Annotated in this window: 22 protein-coding genes; 11 read left to right on the top strand and 11 right to left on the bottom strand. The window is 69.7% G+C overall.

The features are described 5' to 3' along the window. Positions 1 to 42: 42 nt before the first annotated feature. Together ACZ5IK_RS11075 and ACZ5IK_RS11070 are read left to right on the top strand one after the other, a co-directional pair. On the top strand, positions 43 to 1,170 hold the full coding sequence (locus tag ACZ5IK_RS11075; RefSeq protein WP_465487557.1) for a hypothetical protein: 1,128 nt from the start codon (positions 43 to 45) through the stop codon (positions 1,168 to 1,170). An 89-nt stretch (positions 1,171 to 1,259) separates the two neighbouring features. Then, positions 1,260 to 1,652: a hypothetical protein gene (locus ACZ5IK_RS11070; protein ID WP_465487556.1), complete on the top strand. Its 393-nt coding sequence runs from the start codon at positions 1,260 to 1,262 to the stop codon at positions 1,650 to 1,652. 72 nt (positions 1,653 to 1,724) lie between these two features. Here the strand turns inward: ACZ5IK_RS11070 and ACZ5IK_RS11065 are convergent, their stop codons facing one another. Beyond that, positions 1,725 to 2,426: an IclR family transcriptional regulator gene (locus ACZ5IK_RS11065; protein ID WP_005158149.1), complete on the bottom strand. Its 702-nt coding sequence runs from the start codon at positions 2,424 to 2,426 to the stop codon at positions 1,725 to 1,727. 79 nt (positions 2,427 to 2,505) lie between these two features. On the opposite strand from ACZ5IK_RS11065, the gene leuC reads away from it, so the two are divergent. The 3 genes from leuC to ACZ5IK_RS11050 all read left to right on the top strand — a co-directional run bounded on the left by leuC (position 2,506) and on the right by ACZ5IK_RS11050 (position 5,481). Further along, positions 2,506 to 3,924, top strand: coding sequence for a 3-isopropylmalate dehydratase large subunit (leuC, locus tag ACZ5IK_RS11060; protein ID WP_465487555.1), 1,419 nt, complete (start codon positions 2,506 to 2,508; stop codon positions 3,922 to 3,924). Positions 3,925 to 3,956: 32 nt separating this feature from the next. Then, positions 3,957 to 4,559 (top strand): 3-isopropylmalate dehydratase small subunit, encoded by a 603-nt coding sequence (gene leuD / locus ACZ5IK_RS11055; protein ID WP_101609847.1) that lies wholly within the window; start codon positions 3,957 to 3,959, stop codon positions 4,557 to 4,559. Between the two features lie 253 nt (positions 4,560 to 4,812). Then, positions 4,813 to 5,481, top strand: coding sequence for an HU family DNA-binding protein (locus ACZ5IK_RS11050; protein WP_465487554.1), 669 nt, complete (start codon positions 4,813 to 4,815; stop codon positions 5,479 to 5,481). A 1,002-nt stretch (positions 5,482 to 6,483) separates the two neighbouring features. Here the strand turns inward: ACZ5IK_RS11050 and ACZ5IK_RS11045 are convergent. Genes ACZ5IK_RS11045 through cofC form a run of 3 tightly spaced genes read right to left on the bottom strand, consistent with a single transcriptional unit; the run spans position 6,484 to position 10,422 of the window. After that, on the bottom strand, positions 6,484 to 7,419 hold the full coding sequence (locus tag ACZ5IK_RS11045) for an NUDIX hydrolase (RefSeq protein ID WP_465487553.1): 936 nt from the start codon (positions 7,417 to 7,419) through the stop codon (positions 6,484 to 6,486). Beyond that, on the bottom strand, positions 7,416 to 9,734 hold the full coding sequence (locus ACZ5IK_RS11040; RefSeq protein WP_465487552.1) for an RNA degradosome polyphosphate kinase: 2,319 nt from the start codon (positions 9,732 to 9,734) through the stop codon (positions 7,416 to 7,418). Before ACZ5IK_RS11040 ends, ACZ5IK_RS11045 begins: the two co-directional genes overlap by 4 nt. Before the next feature lie 58 nt (positions 9,735 to 9,792). After that, the gene (cofC, locus tag ACZ5IK_RS11035; RefSeq protein ID WP_465487654.1) at positions 9,793 to 10,422 is read right to left on the bottom strand and encodes a 2-phospho-L-lactate guanylyltransferase; all 630 of its coding nucleotides are present in this window, start codon (positions 10,420 to 10,422) and stop codon (positions 9,793 to 9,795) included. A 66-nt stretch (positions 10,423 to 10,488) separates the two neighbouring features. Between cofC and ACZ5IK_RS11030 the strand changes: the two genes are divergently transcribed. The 3 genes from ACZ5IK_RS11030 to ACZ5IK_RS11020 all read left to right on the top strand — a co-directional run bounded on the left by ACZ5IK_RS11030 (position 10,489) and on the right by ACZ5IK_RS11020 (position 12,996). Then, positions 10,489 to 11,232, top strand: a complete 744-nt coding sequence (locus tag ACZ5IK_RS11030) for a lysophospholipid acyltransferase family protein (RefSeq protein WP_465487653.1) — start codon at positions 10,489 to 10,491, stop codon at positions 11,230 to 11,232. Next, complete coding sequence (locus tag ACZ5IK_RS11025; protein ID WP_465487551.1) at positions 11,232 to 12,257, top strand: NAD(P)H-dependent glycerol-3-phosphate dehydrogenase; 1,026 nt, start codon at positions 11,232 to 11,234, stop codon at positions 12,255 to 12,257. The genes ACZ5IK_RS11030 and ACZ5IK_RS11025 overlap by 1 nt, the downstream gene beginning before the upstream one ends. Positions 12,258 to 12,516: 259 nt before the next feature. Beyond that, entirely contained in the window at positions 12,517 to 12,996 is a 480-nt protein-coding gene (locus ACZ5IK_RS11020; protein ID WP_465487550.1) for a cysteine dioxygenase, read from the top strand. Positions 12,997 to 13,084: 88 nt separating this feature from the next. Here ACZ5IK_RS11020 and ACZ5IK_RS11015 read toward each other — a convergent pair whose 3' ends face one another. The 6 genes from ACZ5IK_RS11015 to ACZ5IK_RS10990 form a co-directional block, all read right to left on the bottom strand. Continuing rightward, entirely contained in the window at positions 13,085 to 14,095 is a 1,011-nt protein-coding gene (locus ACZ5IK_RS11015; RefSeq protein WP_465487549.1) for an asparaginase, read from the bottom strand. 95 nt (positions 14,096 to 14,190) lie between these two features. Further along, positions 14,191 to 15,015: a class I SAM-dependent methyltransferase gene (locus ACZ5IK_RS11010; protein WP_465487548.1), complete on the bottom strand. Its 825-nt coding sequence runs from the start codon at positions 15,013 to 15,015 to the stop codon at positions 14,191 to 14,193. Further along, a complete protein-coding gene (locus ACZ5IK_RS11005) occupies positions 15,012 to 15,392 on the bottom strand; it encodes a VOC family protein (protein WP_101609839.1) in 381 nt (126 codons plus the stop codon). The genes ACZ5IK_RS11010 and ACZ5IK_RS11005 overlap by 4 nt, the downstream gene beginning before the upstream one ends. 52 nt (positions 15,393 to 15,444) lie before the next feature. Next, positions 15,445 to 16,182, bottom strand: coding sequence for an FAD:protein FMN transferase (locus tag ACZ5IK_RS11000; protein WP_465487547.1), 738 nt, complete (start codon positions 16,180 to 16,182; stop codon positions 15,445 to 15,447). Continuing rightward, positions 16,179 to 16,604, bottom strand: a complete 426-nt coding sequence (locus tag ACZ5IK_RS10995; RefSeq protein ID WP_465487546.1) for an FMN-binding protein — start codon at positions 16,602 to 16,604, stop codon at positions 16,179 to 16,181. Before ACZ5IK_RS10995 ends, ACZ5IK_RS11000 begins: the two co-directional genes overlap by 4 nt. Positions 16,605 to 16,622: 18 nt before the next feature. Further along, the gene (locus ACZ5IK_RS10990; RefSeq protein ID WP_465487545.1) at positions 16,623 to 17,969 is read right to left on the bottom strand and encodes a ferredoxin reductase family protein; all 1,347 of its coding nucleotides are present in this window, start codon (positions 17,967 to 17,969) and stop codon (positions 16,623 to 16,625) included. 146 nt (positions 17,970 to 18,115) lie between these two features. Here ACZ5IK_RS10990 and ACZ5IK_RS10985 point away from each other — a divergent pair, with 146 nt between their 5' ends. Both ACZ5IK_RS10985 and ACZ5IK_RS10980 read left to right on the top strand, forming a co-directional pair. Further along, positions 18,116 to 18,814, top strand: a complete 699-nt coding sequence (locus tag ACZ5IK_RS10985) for a response regulator transcription factor (protein ID WP_465487544.1) — start codon at positions 18,116 to 18,118, stop codon at positions 18,812 to 18,814. Continuing rightward, on the top strand, positions 18,811 to 20,244 hold the full coding sequence (locus ACZ5IK_RS10980; RefSeq protein WP_465487543.1) for a sensor histidine kinase: 1,434 nt from the start codon (positions 18,811 to 18,813) through the stop codon (positions 20,242 to 20,244). The genes ACZ5IK_RS10985 and ACZ5IK_RS10980 overlap by 4 nt, the downstream gene beginning before the upstream one ends. A 78-nt stretch (positions 20,245 to 20,322) precedes the next feature. Here the strand turns inward: ACZ5IK_RS10980 and ACZ5IK_RS10975 are convergent, their stop codons facing one another. Further along, positions 20,323 to 20,976, bottom strand: coding sequence for a pyridoxamine 5'-phosphate oxidase family protein (locus ACZ5IK_RS10975; protein ID WP_465487542.1), 654 nt, complete (start codon positions 20,974 to 20,976; stop codon positions 20,323 to 20,325). An 88-nt stretch (positions 20,977 to 21,064) separates the two neighbouring features. Here ACZ5IK_RS10975 and pdxR point away from each other — a divergent pair, with 88 nt between their 5' ends. Beyond that, positions 21,065 to 22,423 carry a MocR-like pyridoxine biosynthesis transcription factor PdxR gene (pdxR, locus tag ACZ5IK_RS10970; protein WP_465487541.1) on the top strand — a complete coding sequence of 453 codons (1,359 nt, stop codon included), beginning with the start codon at positions 21,065 to 21,067 and terminating at the stop codon, positions 22,421 to 22,423.

Genomic DNA, 22,423 nt, shown 5'->3' with positions numbered 1-22,423 from the left:
CAGACACAGCTCTGTGTCCCGGTCCTCACGCAGAAATCGGCGATGTGGAAGGAGGCGCGCGTCTGGGTCGAAGAGGCCAAGGTGGAGTTGCAGACCCGCGCCAACAACCTGGCCCCGGACTGGACCGACGACGCGGGCAGGGCGTTCGAGGAGAAGACCAAGCTGTCACTGGCCGACCTGACGATGTGGGGTCAGCGGATCGACGACTCCCGGGTGTCGGAGAACCTGGCCTCGCTGGCGGCCGCCCTGCCGGAGGCGCAGGGGATCGTGCTCGGGATGGCAGGCGAGTACGAGGCCATGCTGCTCAGTCTCAACTTCCCGGGAGCGTTCGCGGTGCAGCAGAAGGCGGGCGTCTTCCTGAGCGGATTGGGTACCCGCTTCGACACGACGATGCTGTCGATGTGCGCCGCCGCCGGGATCGCGAATCCGGCCGATCTGCTGCCCGGTTTCCCCCAGGTCACCGGTTCCGCCGCGGACGCGGTGAAAACGGCAGACGCGGCGGTGAACCTGCTCACCGAGGTGCAGAGCCTGAGCGAATCCCTCGGCATCGGCGGGGCGGGCGGGAAACTGCCGGACTCGTCCGGCCTTCTCGGCGGCTGGAACGGGTCGGAAGCGCCGTCCGCGTCCGGTCTCGCCTCGGCCGCGGGGAACGGGCCGACGCTGGCCGGGCTGGCACCGAACGCCTTGGCGTCCGGCACCCTCCCGGGCGCCCCGCTGAGCGCCCTCTCCGGTGGCGGCCTGCCGTCGGGCGGCCTCGCGTCGCTGCCGCCCATGCCGCTGGGAACACTCGGCGCCGCCGGTGGACTCGGCGGGGTTCCGGCGGCATCGCGAGCAGGCTCGGGAAAGCGCGCCCTCGGTTCGATGGCGGAGATCCCGCCGGGCGGCACGATCGGTTCCGCGAAGGGCGCCGGAGGCGGGATGATGCCGCCGGGGATGCCGCAGCACGCCGCGGGGACGGCCGGAACGGTGCGACCGGGAGCGGCCGAGCACCCGCACGAGCGTTCCGAAGACGCGCCGAGGCCCGCTTCAGGGGCCGACGGCGTGGTGGCGGCACTGCGGGGCAGAGCCGTCGACGGTGACGGGAACGGCTTCACGATCCCGGGCCACCGGCGGGCGGCCGAGTCGGACACGGGATCGCTGCAACTGCTGGAGGACGACACCTGGCGGTGAGCCCCCCGAACGAGACCATCGACACTCCTCCGCCCCGGATGTGCCATGCTCGACAGCGCACGAGGCGGCGAAACCGAGAGGTGACGAGGGTGTCCATCTGGGCAGGCGTGATCAATTTCGTCCGGGCGCGATACGAAGTGCTCGAAGAACGGGGCGACTGGCTCCGGTTCCGGGTCGACACCGAAGACGGCCGTGGCCAGCAGGTCACCTTGCACCATCTGCCGGACCACGACGGGCTGGAATGGGTCGAGCTCTCGTCCCCGGTCGGCTGGGCGGACAAGATCGACCTGCGGCGCCTGCTCGAACTGGCGGGTGGCGACTCGGTCGGCGGCGCGGCGATCGTGGACGGCGTCGCCCTGCTCAAGCACACGATCCCGCTGGCCGACCTGAACCTGCAGAACGAGTTCGGGCATCCGCTGACGTCCCTTGTCGCTCGCGCGGACGCCTTCGAGCACGAGCTCACCCGGGCCGACGAGTTCTGATAGGACGGTAGAACGTGAAGGGCCCCCTGCTCACGGCATGAGCAGGGGGCCCTTCACGTATTTCGAGAGAGCTCAGAGGCGCTCCTGCAGCGCGTCCGCGGCGGCGAGCAGGTCCGCGGCCCAACGGGCCCCCGGCTTACGCCCTATGCGTTCGATGGGCCCGGAAACCGACACCGCGGCGACGACGGTGCCCGTCGAATCCCGCACCGGTGCCGAGACACTCGCCACACCCGGTTCCCGCTCGGCCACGCTCTGGGCCCAGCCACGACGGCGGACTTCGAGCAGTGTGCGCTCCCCGTACACCGCTTCGGAAAGGATCGTCCGCTGCGTATGCGGATCCGACCAGGCGGCGAGCACCTTCGCGCCGGAACCCGCCGTCATCGGCAGCCGTGAACCGATCGGCACGGTGTCACGGAGCCCGCTGGGCGGCTCCGCGGTCGAAACGCAGACGCGCTGGACGCCGTCGCGACGGTAGAGCTGAACGCTTTCCCCGGTGATGTCGCGCAATTTCGGCAGCACCGAACTCGCCGCGTCGAGCAGCGGGTCGGTCGAACCGCCCGCCAGCTCCGCGAGCGCGGTACCCGGCCGCCAGCGCCCGTCAGGGCCCCGGCGCAACAGGCGATGCACCTCGAGACCGACCGCGAGCCGGTGCGCCGTCGCGCGCGGCAATCCCGTCCGCGTGCACAGTTCCGCCAGGCCACAAGGATCTTCGGCCACGGCCTGAAGCACGGCCACGGCCTTGTCGAGTACTCCGATACCGCTATGCTGTCCCACAAGCCGATACTATCTTCCCGAAGTTTGAGATGTCCAGATGGTGGGAAGTACCTATTTCACCGCATGTGAGGAGCCGGAAATGCCCCGGACACTGGCCGAGAAAGTGTGGGAGTCGCACCTGGTGCGGCGCGGCGAGGGGGCCGAGCCCGACCTGCTCTACATCGATCTGCACCTGCTGCACGAGGTCACCAGCCCGCAGGCCTTCGACGGACTCCGTCTGGCGGGCCGGAAACTGCGCCGCCCCGACCTCACCATCGCGACCGAGGACCACAACGTCCCGACGATCGACATCGAGCTGCCGATCGCGGATCCCGTGTCCCGGACGCAGGTCGACACCCTTCGCAACAACTGCAAGGAGTTCGGCGTCCGGCTGCATCCGATGGGCGACGCCGAGCAGGGCATCGTGCACGTCATCGGCCCGCAGCTGGGCCTGACCCAGCCCGGGATGACCGTGGTGTGCGGCGACAGTCACACCTCGACGCACGGTGCCTTCGGCGCGATGGCCTTCGGGATCGGCACCTCCGAGGTCGAACACGTGATGGCGACCCAGACCCTGCCGCTCCGTCCATTCAAGACGATGGCGATCACCGTCGACGGCACCCTGCGCCCCGGTGTCACGGCGAAGGACGTCATCCTCGCGGTGATCGCGAAGATCGGCACCGGCGGCGGACAGGGCTACGTCCTCGAGTACCGCGGCGAAGCCATCGAAAACCTGTCGATGGAAGCCCGGATGACGGTGTGCAACATGTCCATCGAAGCCGGCGCGCGCGCCGGGCTCATCGCGCCGGACGAGACGACGTTCGCGTACCTGAAGGGCCGTCCGCACGCGCCGCAGGGCGCCGACTGGGACGCCGCCGTCGAAAACTGGCGTGAACTCCGCACGGACGACGACGCCGTCTTCGACGCCGAGGTTCACCTGAACGCCGACGAGCTCACGCCTTTCGTGACCTGGGGCACGAACCCGGGCCAGGGCCTCCCGCTGGGCGCCGAGGTGCCCGATCCCGAGCGGATCGGTGACGAGAACGAGCGCATCGCCGCTGAGAAGGCCCTGTCCTATATGGACCTGAAGCCCGGCACGCCGCTGCGCGAGATCTCGGTGGACACCGTCTTCCTCGGCTCGTGCACGAATGGCCGTATCGAGGACCTGAGGGCCGCCGCGGACGTCCTGCGCGGGCACCGGGTCGCCGAGTCCGTCCGGATGCTCGTCGTCCCCGGCTCGATGCGGGTCCGCCAGGCGGCGGAAGCCGAAGGGCTGGACCAGGTCTTCACCGAAGCGGGCGCGGAATGGCGTCAGGCGGGCTGTTCGATGTGCCTCGGCATGAACCCGGACCAGCTCAAGCCGGGCGAGCGCAGCGCGTCGACCTCGAACCGCAACTTCGAAGGCAGGCAGGGCAAGGGCGGCCGGACGCACCTGGTCTCGCCCCTCGTGGCGGCCGCGACGGCCGTGCGGGGAACCCTGTCCAGCCCCGAAGACCTGCAGTCCGCCACCTCCCGCTGACATCGCTGACATCCGCGAAGGAGTTCCCAACCATGGATGCGTTCACCCACCACACCGGCGTCGGGGTCCCGCTGCGCAGGTCCAACGTGGACACTGACCAGATCATCCCGGCGGTCTACCTCAAGCGCGTGAGCCGCACCGGCTTCGAGGACGGTCTCTTCGCCGCTTGGCGCTCCGACGAGTCGTTCATCCTCAACCAAGAGCCCTTCACGAGCGGGTCGGTCCTGGTCGCGGGCCCGGACTTCGGCACCGGTTCCTCCCGCGAGCACGCGGTCTGGGCCCTGATGGACTACGGCTTCCGCGCCGTGATCTCGGCCCGGTTCGCGGACATCTTCCGCGGTAACTCGGGCAAGCAGGGCCTCGTCGCCGCTCAGGTCGAGCAGGCCGACGTCGAACTGCTGTGGAAGCTGCTCGAAAACGAGCCTGGGACGGAGGTCACGGTGGACCTCGAGTCGAAGACGGTACGAGCCAAGGACTTCACCGCGCCCTTCCAGATCGACGACTACACCCGCTGGCGGCTCCTCGAAGGGCTCGACGACATCGCCCTGACACTCCGCCACGCGGAGGAGATCGACACTTTCGAGATCCAGCGCCCCTCCTGGAAGCCGGTGACCCTCCCGGCGGCCACCTCCTAGGCCCGGTCGAAGGGTGCGGATTCCCTTGCTGAGCAGGGAATCCGCACCCCGGCCGAGGGTCCTTCGCAGAGCCCCGAAACCACACCGAACGGCACCTCTAGAGGCCCCGGAGGGGTCCCTCGAGAGGCGGAACAGCCCCCGAGGCAAGGGAAATTTCCGCGCGTCGTTTGGAATTTGTGCTGCATTGGTAATACCGTGTGCGCTAAGTCGGCCGACGGGGCCGTGCACAACAAGTTCTTCTTGGAGGACTGGAATGGCCAACAAGGCCCAGCTGATCGAGGCGCTGTCGGAGCGCCTGGGCGACAAGAAGGTCGCGTCGGAGGCCGTCGATGGCCTTGTCGACATCATCATCCGGACGGTCAACAAGGGCGAGAAGGTGAACATCACCGGCTTCGGTGTGTTCGAGAAGCGCGCCCGCGCCGCCCGTACCGCGCGTAACCCGCGCACCGGTGAGACCGTCCGCGTCAAGAAGACCAACGTGCCCGCTTTCCGCGCCGGCACGACCTTCAAGGACGTCATCAGCGGTTCGAAGAAGCTGCCGAAGGCCACCGCTGTGAAGCGCGCGACCGCCGGCACCACCACTCGGGCCGCCGCCACCCGCGCGACGACGACCCGGACGGCCGCCAGCCGCCCGGCCGCGACGCGCACCACCACCACGCGGACTCGCGCCGCCGCCGCCACTACGCGCACCGCCGCGAAGCCGGCCGCCAAGGCGACCGCGACCAAGGCCGCCGCCAAGCCGGCAGCGGCCAAGGCGGCTCCGAAGGCCGCCGCGAAGGCGACGACCACTCGCGCCACCACGGCCAAGAAGGCGACCGCCACCAAGGCCGCCGCGAAGCCGGCCGCCAAGGCGACTGCCGCCAAGGCACCCGCCAAGAAGGCTCCGGCCAAGCGGACTTCGGCGGCCGCGAAGAAGAAGTAAGCTCTCTCTTCACGAGTGAGCCAACGGCAGGGCCCCGCGCACGGCGCGGGGCCCTGCCGCATTTTCGGGGCAGGTGCGCCGAGGCCGTCTCTATTCCCCTCAACGCCCTTGAGAGAGGGCGTCCGGGGAAACGGACCCGAAACGGATCCGCGGCGGTCTGTGGACGAATGCGCCGGGCATACGGCGGAGTTATCCACTCTTCGTAGAACCGCGCGGGCGCCACGGTCACCCCGATGGCGCATCATCTCGCTCCCCGAGCAGCCCTCCACAGTGGAGCGACGACCGTCCGCACCGGGCTGTTGCCGCTGGACAACGCCTCGCGAGACCGAATCCCGGCGCGGCGGCGGAACGCATTTCGCGGCGGATCCGCCTGCTCGCAAGCACTTCGAAATCCGGCGAGCTTTGCCTCACCGGGACACGGCCGGAGTAGCGGCGCGTCACCCACGTGGGGGAGTCGCATTCGAAACGCGGTGCGGATGAGTGGTGGCCAGGTGGGTCGTGAGTGGCGATTCGGGTTAGTGCCGAAGGGGTCTTAAGTACCTGCTGCTTGTGGCTGGAGTTGGTCGCATCCTGTACCTAGGAGCAAGGAAGGGGGCCTTCATGTACCGCAGAGGCGAGCCAGGGCGGCGGTGGCGTGGTGGGTCGAGTCTCGGAGGGCCGCGCCAGTCAGCCCGAGTGTCGCGAAAGCCACTTTCGCGACGTCTGATGTCCCGAAAGTAGCTTTCGCGACACGGCCGCTGGGCACCACGAACTTGCGAACACTCGCACGCAAATCCAGTAGGTACCTAGGGCACCCTTGGCTAGCACGCGAATCGCCACTCACGACCATCCCGCCCCCTTCGGTACCGGCGCCCTGGTCGCCTGAAATACGTTCACGCGCCAGCGTTGTGGCTGGACACCGCCCAACTCACGAACGCGCCTCCTAGCCCCACCCCGAATCGCGTGAAGGCCCCCTTCCCTCGGCTGAGCCGAGGGAAGGGGGCCTTCACGCGCGAAAAAGCGTCAGTGATGGGCAGGAGCAGGAGTGGGCAAAGGCGACGCGAAGTAGTCCGCGGCCACCAGTACCGGCCCGTTCTCCTCGGTCGGCGCCCGGAAGGACAGAACCCAGAACGAGCCCTTCTTCGACGGCACCACACCGCCGCGCGCGGCGGGCAGGTCGACGCCGTCGCGGTCGGCCAGCGCGCTGACGACGTCCGGGATCACGCCGCCCTGGCTGGAGATCACCGGTGTCCCGCCGTCCCCGGCGATGGCCAGCAACCGTGCGACACCGAGCACGGGATCCGGCCAGTAGCCCTCTTCCGACAGCAGCGGCTCGTGCCGGATCTCGGTTCCGAGATCTTCGGCGAGCCCGTTCACCGTCTGGACGCATCGAAGCCGCGGCGCCGAGAGGACCCTGCCGGGCGCGTAGTGCTTCAGCAGCGAACGCAGTGCTTCCGCCTGGCGCTGACCCGCTTCCGAAAGCGGGCGCAGGTCGTCGTCACCGTTCCACTCGTCCCGCTTACCGGCCTTGGCGTGCCGCACCAGGATCACCGTGGCGAGTTCGGGCGGCAGCGCGGAGAACTCGCGTAGCACCCGGACGTCTCCCGGCCGCGTCAGCAGTTTCTCCGCGGTCTCCGCGTCGACCCAGCGCAGTTCGTCGACCTCGTCGTTCGGAGCGAACGAGCCGGAAGCCGCGTGAGCGGCGAAGTAGTCGACGGTCTTGGGCGAGCCCGCCACGGTGTACTCGGTCCGGAACAGATAGCGGCCGAGCACCGCCTCGAATCCGGTCTCCTCCTGGATCTCCCGGACCGCCGCTTCCGCGATGGTCTCGCCCGGATCCAGCTTTCCCTTCGGCAGCGACCAATCGTCGTAGCGGGGCCGATGGACCAGCGCGACCTCGGTCCGGTCCCCGTCGCGACGCCAGAGGACGGCCCCCGCCGCCCGCACGACCCCGCTCATCCGGCGGCTCCGTGCCGCTTCGCCAGTTCGACCTGATGATCGCGGACGTCGTCGCCGGACGCGGGGAACGGGGTCCACTCGCCGGTCGAGTTCAGCACCCAGCACCGGGTCGCCGGATGCAGCGCCGATTCGAAGATGTAGTCCAGTTGCGCCGTCAGCTTCGGTTCCTTGACCCGCACCAGCGCCTCGATGCGACGGTCCAGGTTGCGGTGCATCATGTCCGCGCTGCCGATCCAGTGCGTGCCGCCCGCGCGGAAGTTGAAGATCCGCGAGTGTTCCAGGAAACGGCCGAGGATCGACCGGACGTGGATGTTCTCGCTCAGTCCCTCCACGCCCGGCTTCAGCGCGCAGATGCCGCGTACGACGATGTCGACCGGCACTCCGGCCTGCGAAGCGTGGTACAGCGCGTCGATGATCTGTTCGTCGACGAGCGAGTTGCACTTGAGCCGGATCCCGGCGGTCTGCCCGGCGCGCGCGAGTTCGATCTCCTCGCCGATCGCGCGCACGATGCCGCGGCGGATCCCGTGCGGCGACGTGAGGATGTTGCGGTAGGTGTCCTGGCGGGAGTACCCGGTGAGCACGTTGAACAGATCCGTCAGGTCCGCGCCGATCGTCGGGTCGGCGGTCAGGATGCCGAGGTCCTCGTAGAGACGCGCGGTCTTCGGGTTGTAGTTGCCGGTGCCGATGTGGCAGTAGCGGCGGATGGTCGAACCCTCCTGGCGCACCACCATCGACACCTTGCAGTGCGTCTTCAGCCCGACGAGGCCGTAGACCACGTGGACGCCCGCGCGTTCCAGGGTGCGGGCCCAGGTGATGTTGGCCTGCTCGTCGAACCGCGCCTTGATCTCGACCAGCGCGACGACCTGCTTGCCCGCCTCGGCGGCGTCGATCAGCGCGTCGACGATCGGGGAGTCGCCGGAGGTGCGGTACAGCGTCTGCTTGATCGCCAGCACCTTCGAGTCCGCGGCGGCCTGTTCGATGAACCGCTGGACGCTGGTGGAGAACGAGTCGTACGGGTGGTGCACGAGGACGTCGCCCTCGCGCAGCGTCGCGAACACCGACTTCGGCGTCTCGCGCTCACCGAACGCCGGATGCGTCGCGGGAACGAAAGGGCGGTCCTTGAGTTCTTTCCGGTCGACGCCGGAAAGCTGGTGCAGGCAGGTCAGGTCCAGCAGACCGGGCACCTCGACGACGTCGCGAGGGTCGACCTCCAGTTCGCGCAGCAGCAGTTCGAGCATGTGCTCGCTCATGTCCTGCGCCACTTCGAGCCGCACGGGCGGGCCGAACCGGCGCTGGGCCAGTTCGCGTTCCAGCGCCTGGAGCAGATCCTCGTCCCGGTCCTCTTCGACCTCGAAGTCCGCGTTGCGGGTGACCCGGAACGCGTGGTGCTCGGTGACCTCCATCCCGGTGAACAACTCGCCGAGGTGGGCGGCGATCAGTTCCTCCAGGGGAAGGAAGGTCGCGGTGCGGCTTTCCCTCGGCTGCTGCTCGATCCGCATCAGGCGCGGCACGTTGCTCGGCACCTTGACGCGCGCGAACCGTTCGGTGCCGCCCTCCGGGTCGCGGACGGTCACCGCGAGGTTGAGCGAGAGGCCGGAGATATAGGGGAACGGGTGCGCGGGATCCACGGCCAGCGGTGTGAGCACCGGGAAGATCTGCTCGCTGAAGTAGTTGGACAGCCGGAGCTGGTCGGCGCCGGTCAGGTCGTTCCAGCCGACGATGTGGATGTCTTCGTCGGCCAGCCGCGGCCGCAGGTGCAGCTCGAAGGCGTTCGTGTGCCGCTCGACGAGATCCTGGTTCCGCTTGGCGATGTAGGCCAGTTGCTCGCGCGGGGTGAGCCCGTCCGCGCTGCGGACCGGGAGCCCCGTCTCGTCACGGCGCTTCAGCCCGGCGACCCGCACCATGTAGAACTCGTCCAAATTGGACGCGAAGATCGCCAGGAACTTGCCGCGTTCGATGAGCGGCTGCGATTCGTCCTCGGCCAGCGCGAGCACGCGCGCGTTGAAGTCCTGCCACGAGAGCTCACGGTTGAAGTACCGGTCATCGGGCAGCGTCTCGACGGCGGTGGGCGCCGACGTCACCGCGGGAGGCGCGGCGGGCAGCGCGCGGAACTCCTGTGCGGGACGGCTCGCCGCCCCGCCGCGGGTCGCGCGGGGAGTGCGGTGATTGCCGGTGCTCTTCACCACGGGACCGGTCTTCCGCGCCCTGGCGGGTTTGGCCGCCGCGCTGGTGTCCGGTTCCGGTTTCGCGGCGGAGGTCTTCCGCTTCCTTGCCGAGTTCGGGGTGCCGCCGTCGTTTGTGCTCACGCGCTTCATTGTTCACCACTCGGCGCGATTATGTGCGCCGCGCGCGGGTCCTCGGGGTGAACTCTCGTCACATCACCACGCAGGGTGTTCCCAACAGTGTTGACGTGCGCTTTCCGACACCGAGGGTGCGGACGTGAGCGAGATCATCCGCGGTGTCCACGTCCGCGCGGAGTGATTCCGCGGGAAGGGTGAGCGGGGTCGCACCGGAGGCGGTGTGCGCCCGCGCGGATCCCCCGCCGAACCGGGGTGCCAGCGCGCGGCCGGCCCCCGCGAGCAACAGCGTCGTGCCCGTTCCCTGCCGGTCCGCGACGAATGCCCGATGCCCGGCGGCTTCGGCGAGCGCGGCGGTGAGGTCCTCGGTCCGCAGCGCGGGCAGGTCGGCCTGCAGCGCACCGACGAGACCGGACGGTGTGTCCCGGCGCAGCAGCTCTTCGCCGTACCGCAGTGCCGCGTTCAACCCGCCCCGCGACGGCTCGATGACGATCTCGACGCCCAGCTCGGTGAGATCCGCCACGGACGCCGGGTCGGCGGCGACCACCAGCACCCGGCGGACCCCGTCCGCCGAGGTCGCCGCGGACAGGGTGTCGTAGGCCAGCGCCAGCACCAGTTCGGGGTGCCGCTCGGGCACGACCGCGCCGCGAAGCCGCGACTTGCCCTCCGCCGGTCGTTTCATCGGCACGATCAGGTCGATGCCCATACTGTCCACATCTCTCTTCTTACCCGACCCTCCCTGGACCCCGCTCGCGTGCGCGCGGCAGGATCAGTGCTCTGGGACGGCACGCGCGACTTGGAGGAGGACGAATTGGCCCGGCGTGAGAAGGGCGGCATCTGGGTTGGCATCGCCGCCGCACTGTTCTACCCGGCGACGGCCATCGGCAAGCGGGTCTACCGCAACGCCGAGCGGATCCCCCGCGAAGGCGGCGCGCTGCTGCTGCTCAACCACGTGTCCCACATGGACCCGGCGGTAGACGCGGTGTTCGTGCACCGTCAGAAGCGGGTGCCGCGGTTCCTCGGCAAGGAGAGCCTGACCAGGACGCCGGTCTTCGGCAAGATCTTCGTCGGCGCGGGCCAGATCCCGGTCTCGCGCGGTTCGGCCGCCGCCGGCGACAGTCTCAAGGCCGCCCACCAGGCGTTGCGTGACGGCAAGGTCGTGGTGATCTATCCGGAGGGGACGATCAGCAAGGACCCGGACGGCTGGCCCAAGAAGCCGTTCACCGGTGCCGCGCGCCTCGCGCTGGAGACCGACGTGCCGGTGATCCCGATCGCCCGCTGGGGCACGAACCACATCTTCAACGGCTACACGAAGAAGTTCACGCCGTTCCCGCGCAAGAAGATCACGCACCTGGTCGGCGAGCCGATGGACCTGTCGGCCTACAAGAACGGTTCCACGCGCAGCGCGTCCAAGCTGCGCGATGTCACCGAGCTGATGATGACCGAGATCACCGCGCTCCTGGCGGAAATCCGCCAGGAGGAACCGCCCGCGAAGAAGCCGGGGGACGACGCCTGATGGCCGGAACCGCCACCGAGGTCCAGCGCCTGACCGTGCTCGGCGCGGGATCGTGGGGGACGGCGTTCGCCAAGGTGCTCGGCGACGCCGGCCGGGACGTGACCATCTGGGCCCGGCGGCCCGAGGTCGCGGCCGAGATCCGGGAACGGCATCGCAATTCATCCTATTTGCCTGATATCGACCTGCCCGCGCGGATCACCGCGACGGCGGATCCCGCCGAGGCGCTCGACGGCGCGCAGGCCGTGGTCCTCGCGGTGCCGAGCCAGACGTTGCGGACCAACCTGTCGGAGTGGTCCGGTCTGCTGCCCTCCGACGCGATCCTGGTGAGCCTCGCGAAGGGCGTCGAACTGGGCACGCTCAAGCGGATGAGCGAGGTCATCGCCGAGATCGCCCGCGTCGACGCCGGGCAGATCGTGGTCGTGTCCGGGCCGAACCTGGCGAAGGAGATCGCGCTCGGGCAGCCGGCGGCGGCGGTGCTCGCCTGCACCGACCACGACAACGCCAAGGCGATCCAGCAGGCGAGCTTCAACCAGTACTTCCGGCCGTACACCAACACCGACGTCGTCGGCTGCGAGCTGGGCGGGGCGTGCAAGAACGTCATCGCGCTCAGCTGCGGGATGGCGGCGGGGCTGGGGCTGGGCGCGAACACCGTGGCCACGCTCATCACCCGGGGGCTCGCCGAGATGGCGCGGCTCGGCGCGAAACTCGGCGCCGACCCGCTGACCTTCGCCGGGCTCGCGGGCGTCGGAGACCTGGTGGCGACGTGCTCGTCGCCGCTGTCCCGCAACCGGACCTTCGGCGAGCGGCTCGGCCAGGGCGAGACGCTGGAGCAGGCGCTCGCGGCCACCGGCGGCCAGGTCGCCGAGGGCGTCAAGTCGTGCACGTCGATCCGGGAGCTCTCGAAGAGCCTCGGCGTCGACATGCCGATCACCGACGCGATGCACCGCGTCTGTCACGAAGGTGTCGACCCCCGGCGGGCGGGCGCGGAGCTGCTCGGGCGGTCGCAGAAGCACGAGTGGTCCTGAGCAAGACCGCAGGATCGCGACAGACCGGGTCCGATTCGTGCTGCGAGCATGGTCGGCAGGTGCAGAACTCACGGTCCACGGTGTGAGATCGGTTGACCGCCGGGATCCGCACTGGTTCGCTGAGGGCATGTTCGCACGTGGGATGACTGTGTCGCGGGGCCTCTCGGGTCTTGGTGCGGTCGCGTGCGCGTGTCTCTGTTGTCGGTGAACCCCGCCCCGGCCCAGTTCGACACCTTCTTTCCTTTGCGAGGACTCCTTCATGTTCGCCGTCCCGGACAACACGCTCGTCATTCCCGAAAACCCCGCCCTGCGTCACCCGGTACGGGTCGCGATCGAGTACGCCGCGGACCGTGACCGCTGGCGGCATCTCCTGCGCTACGACCCCGAGGCGCGGTTTTCCGCCCTCGTCGACGCCGACGAACTGCAGGAGATCTGGTTGATGAGCTGGCTGCCCGGCCAGAGCACCGACCTGCACGACCACGAATTCGCCGCGGGCGCGTTCACCGTGGTCAGCGGGCAGCTGAGCGAGACCGTCGCCCGCCACGCGTCCGACGGGCGGGCGGTGACGGAGCTGCATTCGCTGTCGGAGGGCCAGTCGCGCGTCTTCGGTCCCGGCTACGTCCACGAAGTACGCAACGACGGCCCGGATCCCGCCGTCAGCGTGCACGTCTACCGGCACCAGACCCGCACCATGCGCCCGTACCACTTGGACCCCGTCTCGGGCCCTATCCGGGACTAGCCCCCTTACTTCTCGCAATTCGTCCTCTAGTTGCGGTCCTTGCACACGCAACTACCGCAACTAGAGGACGAATTGCGGCGGATGAGGGCTAGGTGAGGTCGCCGCGCAGCCGGAATTCGGCCTCGACGCGCTCCCAGGAGGCACCGGTGGCGAGCAGGGTGTGCAGCAAAAGCCGGGATTTGCGCGGGTCGAGCCAGCCAGCCATGGTCGCGCCCATTGCGATCAGGTCGGACTCCGAACCGCGGAAGCCGTAGGTACCGCGGAACGTCGGCCCGGCGCCGGTGCGGCCCGCGACCACGATCGGCAGGTCGGGGAGCGCGCGCTCGATCACGTCGGCCGTCCCGGCCGAGACGTGACCGGCGCCGTTCGCGGCGAGCACCACTCCCTTGAGCCCGGCCTTGACCAGCGTCTCCAGGAGTTCGCCGGTGTCTTCGACGCCGCTTTCGAGGATCGGCACCAGCCCGGCGAAGTCCGCGTTCTCCAGGGACAACGCCGCCGGGCGGGCGGCGACCGGGTGGAAGTAGTGCACCGCGCCCTCCGCGAGCAGCCCGAGCGGACCGGCGGGATTCGACGAGAACGCCTCGACGTGGCTCGAATGCGCCTTGCGTACCCAGCGCGCGGCGTGGACGTCGTCGTTGAACGCGACCAGCGAGCCGCGGCCCCGGCTGCGGGGATCGGCGGCGACGGTGAGCGCGGCGAGCAGGTTCGCCGGGCCGTCGGCGCTGGGCAGGCTCGGGTTGCGCATGGCGCCGGTGACGACGATCGGGGCCTCGGAAGCCCAAGTCAGCTCGAAGAAGTACGCGGTCTCCTCGAGGGTGTCCGTGCCCTGGACCACGACGACGCCCTCAGCGCCGTCGGCGACGGCCCGCGCGGCCCAGTCCCGGGTCTTGACGAGGGTCGCGAAGTCCATCGAGGCGCTGGAAATCCCCGCGAGGGTTTCGGCCCGGACGTCCATCGCCAGGTTCTCGCCCAGCTCGCCGAGCAGATCCGCCGCGGTCAGCCTGGGGACCGCGTGGTCCTCGCCGTCGCCGGGGACCATGGAGATGGTGCCGCCCAAGGCGGCGACGGCGACCAGCGGCCGCCTGAACTGACTCGACATGTGCCCCATTCTTCACCCAGTCACCGCAATTAGTCCTCTAGTTGCGGTAGTTGGCAGTCCGAACCACCGCAACTAGAGGACGAAACGCGGGGGTTTCAGGCGCGTTTCACGGCCTCGATGGTGAAGCTGGCCGCCAGCCGTTGGGGATCCTTCGCCAGCCGCCATTCCTCGGTCGCCTCGTCGAGGGTCATGAACCCGGGCAGCGCGTTCCACGGCACGCTGTCGTGCTCCACCAGCTTCGTCAGCGTCAGTCCCGCGTCGAGCAGCGAAGTGACGATCTCGCCCAGCCCGTGGTTCCATTCGTGCGTCCGGTTGTGCTGGAACGAAACGTCGGTGTCCACATAGGTCCCCGGCTCGTCGAACACCAGCGGCTCGGCCTGCTCGAAATACGGGTAGTGCGGGGTGATCAGCGGCTGGGTCTCGTCGAGGGTGCCCAGCATCGGATGCATGTCCCGGATGAACAGCCGCCCGCCCGGCTTCAGCAGCGAGCCGACGACCTGTCCCCAGCGGGCGATGTCGGGCAGCCAGCAGATCGCGCCGATTCCCGTGTAGACGAGGTCGAACTCCCCAGCGCCCAGCACGTCGGCGGCACTGTACACATCGGACTCGTGGTAATCGATCTCCGCGCCCGTCTCGGCCGCCAGCCGCCGCGCGATCTCCAGCGCGGGTGCGGAAAAGTCGAGCCCGGTCATCCGCGCGCCGAGGCGGGACAGGGAAAGCGTGTCTGTGCCGATGTGACACTGCAGGTGGACACCGCGCGCCCCGGAGACGTCGCCGAGCAGCGGCCGGTCGAAGGTGACCACGCCGCTGAGGTGCGCGGGGTCCTTCACGAACCGTTCGTAGCCGTAATCCGCCGACGCCGCGTGCGCCGGGGCGCGTTCGTCCCAGTTCGCGCGGTTGACGGTGACGTAGTCCGTCACGAGGTCGCGGCCTTCTCGGCGGCGCTGCGCAGCACGCAGAATTCGTTGCCTTCGGGATCGCCCAGCACGGCCCAGCCGGTGCCGTCCGGGTTGCGCCGGTCGTGCAGCAGGGTCGCGCCCAGCGCCAGCACGCGTTCCACCTCTTCGTCCCGCGGGATGTCGGGCTCCAGGCACAGGTGGATCCGGTTCTTCACCGTCTTGGGTTCGGGGACCTGCCCGAAGAACAGGGTCACGCCGTTGTCCAGCACGATGATCGCCTCGGGATCGCCGGGCACGTCGTCCTCGGCCATCGGCTTGCCGACGACGCCGCTCCAGAACCTGCCCAGTTCGTAGGCGTCGGCGCAGTCGAAGAAGAAATTCTGTACGACAGAGGTCATGGAGCCGCAGTCTGCCCGAGCCCGCGAACCCCGGCCAACGGTTTAAGGCCACTCAAGCCAGCCGCAGCCCCGGCGACCGGTGCACCTGCCGTTCCGCGTCGATGACCAGCACCTGGCACCCCGGCTGTGACGCGACCCACGCGATTCCCTCGGTTCCCATCGCGAAAGCGGCCGTGGCCAGGGAATCCGCCGTGACGAGGTCGTCGGCGGCGACCGTGACGCTCAGCAGCCCGGTCGCCGGTCGCCCGGTCCGCCCGTCCAGGATGTGCGCGCCGCGCTCGTACTCCGCCGACGTCGCGACGGCACCATTGGACGACTCCACCACGGCGCAGATCGCGTTCGGCCGTTCGGGATGCCGGATGCCGATCCGCCAGGCGCGGCCGGGTTCGGGTTCGCCCGCGGTGACCACGTCCCCGCCGGCGTTGACGCAGAAGACGTCCAGGCCCTCGGCCAGCAGCAGGGACGCCGCCCGCTGCACCGCCCAGCCCTTGACCACCGCGTTCGGGTCGAGCCGCCGTCCGGGGAGCCGCGCGGTGAACGCCCCGCCGGACAGCCGTTCGTAGTGATCGCACAGCGAAAGCACCTCGAGCAGGTCGTCGCTCAGCTGGGAAGGGGCGAGTTCGCCGCGGTCATAGCGGCAGACCTCGCTGTCGGCCCTGAACGGGCTGAACCTGGCGTCGACCTCCCGCAGCCAGCCGAAAACGCCGTCGATCGCGTGGTCGACGAGGGCACCGCCCGCCCGGACGTCGACCGAGACCGGCAGCCCCATCACCTGCTCGACGCGGTTCATCTGGCGTCCAGCGCCGCCTGCAGCGATTTGACGTACGACTCGCTCGTCGAAGTCGCCCCGGAGACGGTGTCGATGTCCGCGCTCTGCGCTGTCAGCGTCTCCTGCTGGAGCACCGGGAGCGCGTCGACCCCGCGTCCGCTGGTCGGCCGCCGCAGCAGCCGGACGTCGGAGATCTTGTCTTCGGCCGAGATCACCAGTTGCACCTGGACGGTGCCGTACCGGTTGCTCTCCACCGAACCGTCGACGGTGCGTTCGGCGCCTTCGGAGGCACCACCGTCCGAAGAGGACACGGTGGACGGCGCGGGCGCCGATGCGGCGACGGCCACGGTCTCCGAACCGAGCGGACCCGGTTCGTACAGCCAGACACCGAGGAAGCCGAAGGCCGACAGGGCGACCGTGGCGGCGACGATGGTCTTCTTCATGATCGGGGACTCCCTGGCTCAGGCGGCGAGACTGAAACGTTCGGCGTGGACCTGACCGGCGGGTACCTGCAACTCCCGCAGGCTGCGCAGCGTCGCCGAGGTCATCCCGGGCGGGCCGCAGACGAACACGTCCCGGTTCCGGACGTCCGGCACCATCCGCCGCAGGCTGTGCGCGCCGAGAACCGGACCGTGCGGACCGGCCAGATCGGACGGTCCACTGAGGACCCGGACGACGGCGCCGCGCGCCCGCGCCAGCCCCATCAGCTCCGGCAGCAGGACGGCGTCGTGCTGGGTGCGGACGCGGTAGAGCACCACGACGTGCCCGGAGATCTCTTCCAGCAGCGCGCGGATCGGCGTGATCCCGACCCCGCCGGCGACCAGCAGCGCGTCCGGTTTCCGTTGGTGCATCGTGGTGAACGCGCCGTACGGTCCTTCGGCGAACACCCGGGTGCCGACCTTCAGCGACCGCAAGGACGCGCTGCCGTCACCGGCCGCCTTCGCGGTCAGCCGCAGGGTGCGGCCGTCCGGCGCGGCGGACAGCGAGAACGGATTGGCCTGCCACCAGCGATCCCTCGTCATGAAACGCCACAGGAAGAACTGGCCCGCCTTCGCGGGCATCTTGTCGAGGTGCTTGCCGGTCATGTACACCGACACGGTGTCGTGGGATTCGGGGACCACGGCGACGACCTTCAGCTGGTGACGCAGGTTCCGCGCCAGTGGCAGGATCACGCGGCCGGCGACCACGGAGCCCAGCGCGACCCCCCACATCGCCCACCAATAGGCCTGCGCGCCCGGCGAGGACGCGAACGATCCGCCCAGCGCGATCTGATGGCTGAACGCCAGAACGACCGCGGCGTAGGTGTAGAGGTGGATGAAGTGCCAGGTCTCGTACGCCAGACGGCGACGGGCGAAGCGCGCGGAAACGGCGCCGACGAGCAGGATCAGCGCGAACGCGACGACCGCGCGCAGGATCCCCTCCAGTTTGGTCACCATCGTGACGAACTCGTCCACCACGCCGTTGTCCTCGACCTGCGCGTAACCGAAGAGGATGAAGACGAAGTGCGCGAGCAGCGTCCACAGGAGGCTGAACCCGGTCCAGCGGTGCCAGACGGTGAGCCGGTCCATGCCGAGGCGGCGGTCGAGCCACGGCAGCCGGGCGACCAGCAGCAGCTGGAACGCCATCGCCAGCGCCCCGTAGAGCCCGGCCAGCCTGCCGATGCTGATGAGGACGTTGTCCGACGGCCCAGCGGCGAAGAAGAGCACGGTCACGGCGGCCACGTTGGCCCCGATGAAGGTCAAGAGCCCGGCGCGTGCGGCGATCCTGGGACGGATCGCCGGGCGCGGTTTCACGGCGGTCTGCGTCATGGTTGTCACACGTGGTCCCTTCCGGTCCGGTTCAAGTCCTGAGCCTCCTGTGCCAACCTGTGACCTTTCTTGGCGGAAGCTGTCGGCTTCCTGTCGTGTGCCCTCCCGCCTCGCTCTCGCGCGTGTGTTCACGGAGGATGGGTTCCGTGAACACCGAAAACCCCGTCCGCCTGCTCGTGGTGGACGACGAGCCGCATATCGCCGACCTGGTGGCCACCGTCGCCCGGTACGAGGGCTGGCAGGCCGTCACCGCCGGATCGGGCGAGGCCGCGCTCGCCAAGGCCGCCGAATTCGTGCCCGACATCGTCGTGCTCGACCTCATGCTGCCGGGGATCGACGGGTTCACCGTGCTGGACAAGCTCCGCGAGGCCGGGACGGCGGTGCCCGTGGTCTTCCTCACCGCGAAGGACGCGACAGCCGACCGTGTCGCCGGGCTCACCCGGGGCGGCGACGACTACCTCGTCAAGCCGTTCTCCGTCGAGGAACTGATGGCGCGGCTGCGTGCGGTCCTGCGCCGCAGCACCAGCCGGTCCAGGGCTGCCGCGGTGCTGCGGGTCGGCGATCTGACCCTGAACGAGGACACCCGCGAGGTCGCCCGCGACGGGAAACCCGCGGAGCTGACGCCGACCGAGTACGAACTGCTGCGTTATCTCATGCGGCGTTCGCCTTCGGTGCTGACCAAGGCGCAGATCCTCGACCACGTCTGGGAGTACGACTTCGGCGGCCGGTCCAATGTGGTCGAACTCGTCATCTCGCACCTGCGCCGCAAACTCGACGACGGCGGCGAACCGCTGATCCACACCGTGCGTGGCGTCGGCTACGTCGTCCGGCAGGCGGCGAGATGAAAATGCTGCGCCGGTGGTACGACGCCTGGCGCCGATCGAGGCTCGGGACCCGGCTCGCGCTCGGCCTCGGTGTCCTGGCACTGATCGTGTTCGCCGTCGTCGGCACCGTGATGGTCGGCATCATGAAGGGCTACCTGAACGACCGGCTCGACGAACAGCTCGCCAAGACCCAGATCAGCCAGGTGCCCTCGTTGCGCACCACGCACGGCGGGAAACCGCAGCAGGCCTACGGCTGGTTCTCGGCGGTCTTCTCGGTACAGAACGGCGACGCGTCGCCGCAGACGGGCGGTTCGCTGCCGCCGGACACGAAAGCGCTCGAAAAGGTCGCCGAGGACGCGACGCAGACCGAAGTGCTGCGCACGGTCTACATCGAGGACAAGGGCACCTACCGGGTCCGGGCCTGCCCGATCGAGCGAGACCAGAACATCGTGCTGGTCAGCGCCGCGCCGCAGGCCGATCTGGACCGGACGGTGAGCCAGCTGGTGATGGTCGAGGTCGTCGCGTTCCTGCTGGCGCTGGCGGTGCTGGTGATCGCGGGAAGGCTGGTGCTGCGGCGCGGGCTGCGGCCGCTGAGCGACATGGCCGGGACGGCGCACGACATCGCGTCGCACGATCTGACCACGAACGCCGATCTCCCGGTGCGCGCGCGGCCGAACGGCGGCGGTGCCGAGGTCGAGGAACTGCGGACGGCGTTCAACCTGATGCTGGCGCACCTCGATTCCTCACTGGTCGCGCGCAGGGAGGCGAACGAACGGCTGCGGCGGTTCATCGCCGACGCCTCACACGAACTGCGCACACCGCTGACGTCGATCCGGGGCTACGCCGAGCTTTTCCGCTACGAGGCGGCCAACGAACCCGCCGAACGCGAGGCGCATCTGTCGAAGATCCGGGAAGAGACCCAGCGGATGAGCGTGCTCGTCGACGACCTCCTGCTCCTCGCGCGCCTCGACGCGCCGGAGACCGAAGCGCCGCTCCGGCTGGTCGATGTCGACCTCGCCGAACTGATCACCGACGCGGGCGAGGCCTTCACCGCCGGGCGCCCGGAGCATCCGCTGACCGTCGGCCCGCTTCCGGAAGGTGTTGTCCTGCAAGCGGATCCGGTCCGGCTGCGGCAGGTGCTGGACAACCTCCTCGCCAACGCGGCGGTGCACACGCCGCCCGGGACGGCGGTCACCGTCTCGGGCGCCGCCTCGGGCGCGCAAGTCGTCCTGCGGGTGAGTGACGCCGGGCCGGGGATCCCGCCGGAAGCGCGGGAGCGCATCTTCGACCGGTTCTTCCGGGTCGACACCGCTCGCACGCGCGGCAACGGCGGGACCGGGCTCGGGCTTTCGGTGGTGCGCTCGCTCGTTTCCGCGCACGGCGGGACGATCGAGGTCGAGAGCGTGCCGGGGGCGACGACGTTCACCGTGCGGCTGCCTCGACGGCGGTGAGCGCCCGCCGAGTGTCATGAAAGGGGCTTTCAGGACACTTTTCGTCCTGAAAGCCCCTTTCATGACATCGGCTACCCCCTACCCGACGCGAGTCTTCACGTGGTCCGGCACCGTCCACTCCGAAACCAGGTCCACCGACGGTTCCGGTTCCCCGAAAACGGTCCGCACCGGCAGCACCCCCGCCCACGACAGATCGGCCGCGACCTCGTCCTCGGGGTCGTCGGGCCCCTCGCCCCGCATCTTCACCGAAGCCTCGGTGAGGTCCAGCTCCAGCACCGAAACCGACGCGAACTCCTTCGCGTTGACGTCCCGCGCGTGCTCCCACGAGCCGGGCGCGAGGTGGTCGGTCAGCACGTGGAGGGCGTGCATCTTCCGTTCGGCGTCGGTGACCGCGGCCGCCTTGCCCAGGATCACCGCGCTGCGGTAGTTCATCGAGTGGTTGTTGACCGAGCGCGCGTAGACGATGCCGTCGAGCAGGGTCACCGTGACGCAGATCTCGACGCCGTCGGAGTCGCGCATGCTCTTCGCCCCGGTGGATCCGTGCAGGTAGAGCGTGTTCCCGTCGCGGCCGTAGCCGGTCGGGATGACCATCGGGGTGCCGTCGCGCACGACGCCGAGATGGCAGATCAGGGCTTCGTCGAGCACCGCGTACAGCGCCGAGCGATCGGTGAGCGCGCGGTTCTTCTTGCGGCCGAGTGTGGTCCGGTCGGTGGGAGAGAGCGGGGTGGACATGCGAGTAGTCTCACCCACGAGAGTGGACTGTAATAACGTCCAATTCTCCTATACTTGAGAAGGCCACTTCCGGAGAGCGGGGTACAGCATGTCCGACACCGCCCTGCCGGTCAGCCTCGATCGCGATTCGCTCGTCCCGCTCGCGGTGCAGCTGGCCGACGCGTTGCGCGCCGCCGCGGGCGACGGGCATCTGCGCGGCGGCGACAGGCTGCCCTCGACCAGGGCGCTCGCGCACCGGCTCGGCGTCAGCCGCACGGTGACGTCGGCGGCGTACGAGCAGCTCCACGCGGAGGGCTGGATCGCCGGTCGCCACGGCTCCGGCACCTACGTCACCACGACACCGCCCGCGGACAGGCCGTCGAAGGGCCCCGCGCCGGGCGTGGCCGCCGCACCGCTCACGCTGGTCGACCTCACCCCGGGCGTGCCGTGGGCCGACGGCATCGAGAAGGCCGCCTGGCGCCGTGCGTGGCGGGCCGCCGCCGACCCGCGGCCGACCTATCGCGAGGACAGGGCCGGGCTGCCCGCGTACCGGGACGCGGTGTCCGAACACCTGCTGCGTCACCGCGGTCTCGCCGCCGGAACGGTGCTGGCCACCGGCGGGACGACGGCGGCGGTGATCGAACTCGCGGGCGCGGTGCTCTCGCGCGGCGACCGGGTCGCGATCGAGGAACCGGGCTACCAGCGCGCGGTGCAGGCGTTCCGGCGGGCGGGTCTCGAGGTCGTGCCCGTCCCGGTCGACGAGGAGGGCCTGCGCCCGGACGCCGTCCCGGCCGACGTGCGCGCGGTGTACTGCTCGCCCGCGCACCAGTACCCGCTCGGCAGCCGGATGAGCGCGTCCCGCCGGGTCGACCTGGTCGAACTCGCCCGCGCCGAGGGCATGCTGGTGATCGAGGACGACTACGACGGGGAGCTGCGGTTCGACGTCGCGCCGCTGCCGCTGCTGGCCGCGCTCGCCCCGGACGTCGTCGCGCATCTCGGGACCACGAGCAAGATCCTCACCCCGGCGCTGGGCGCGGGCTGGATGGTCGCGCCGACCCAGGTCGCGGCCGCGGTGCTGGAGTACCGCGAAGGGACCGGGACGCGCCCGTCGCCGGCGGGGCAGCGGGTCCTCGCCGAACTGGCGCGGCACGGCGATCTGGGGCGGCATCTGCGGAAGCTCCGGCGGGAACTGTCGGAGCGCCGGTCCCTGGTGTCGGCGACGCTGACGTCGGCGGGGATCCCGGTGCTCGGCGACGACGCGGGGGCGCATCTGGTGGTCCCGTGCGGATCGGCGGCCGAGGAAGCGGCGCGGATCGCGGCGGCGGAACACGCCGGGATCCGGCTCGACGGTCTGGCCCGGCACTTCGCGGGGACGCCGACGGTGTTCGGGAACCTCATCGGGTACGCAGGTTGTTCGCGGGAAGCGCTCCACTCGGCGCTCAAACCACTTCTCGCCGTCCTGGCTTGA

This window comes from Amycolatopsis sp. NPDC031561, assembly GCF_055580625.1.
This window is presented reverse-complemented; position numbering and strand designations above follow the sequence as displayed.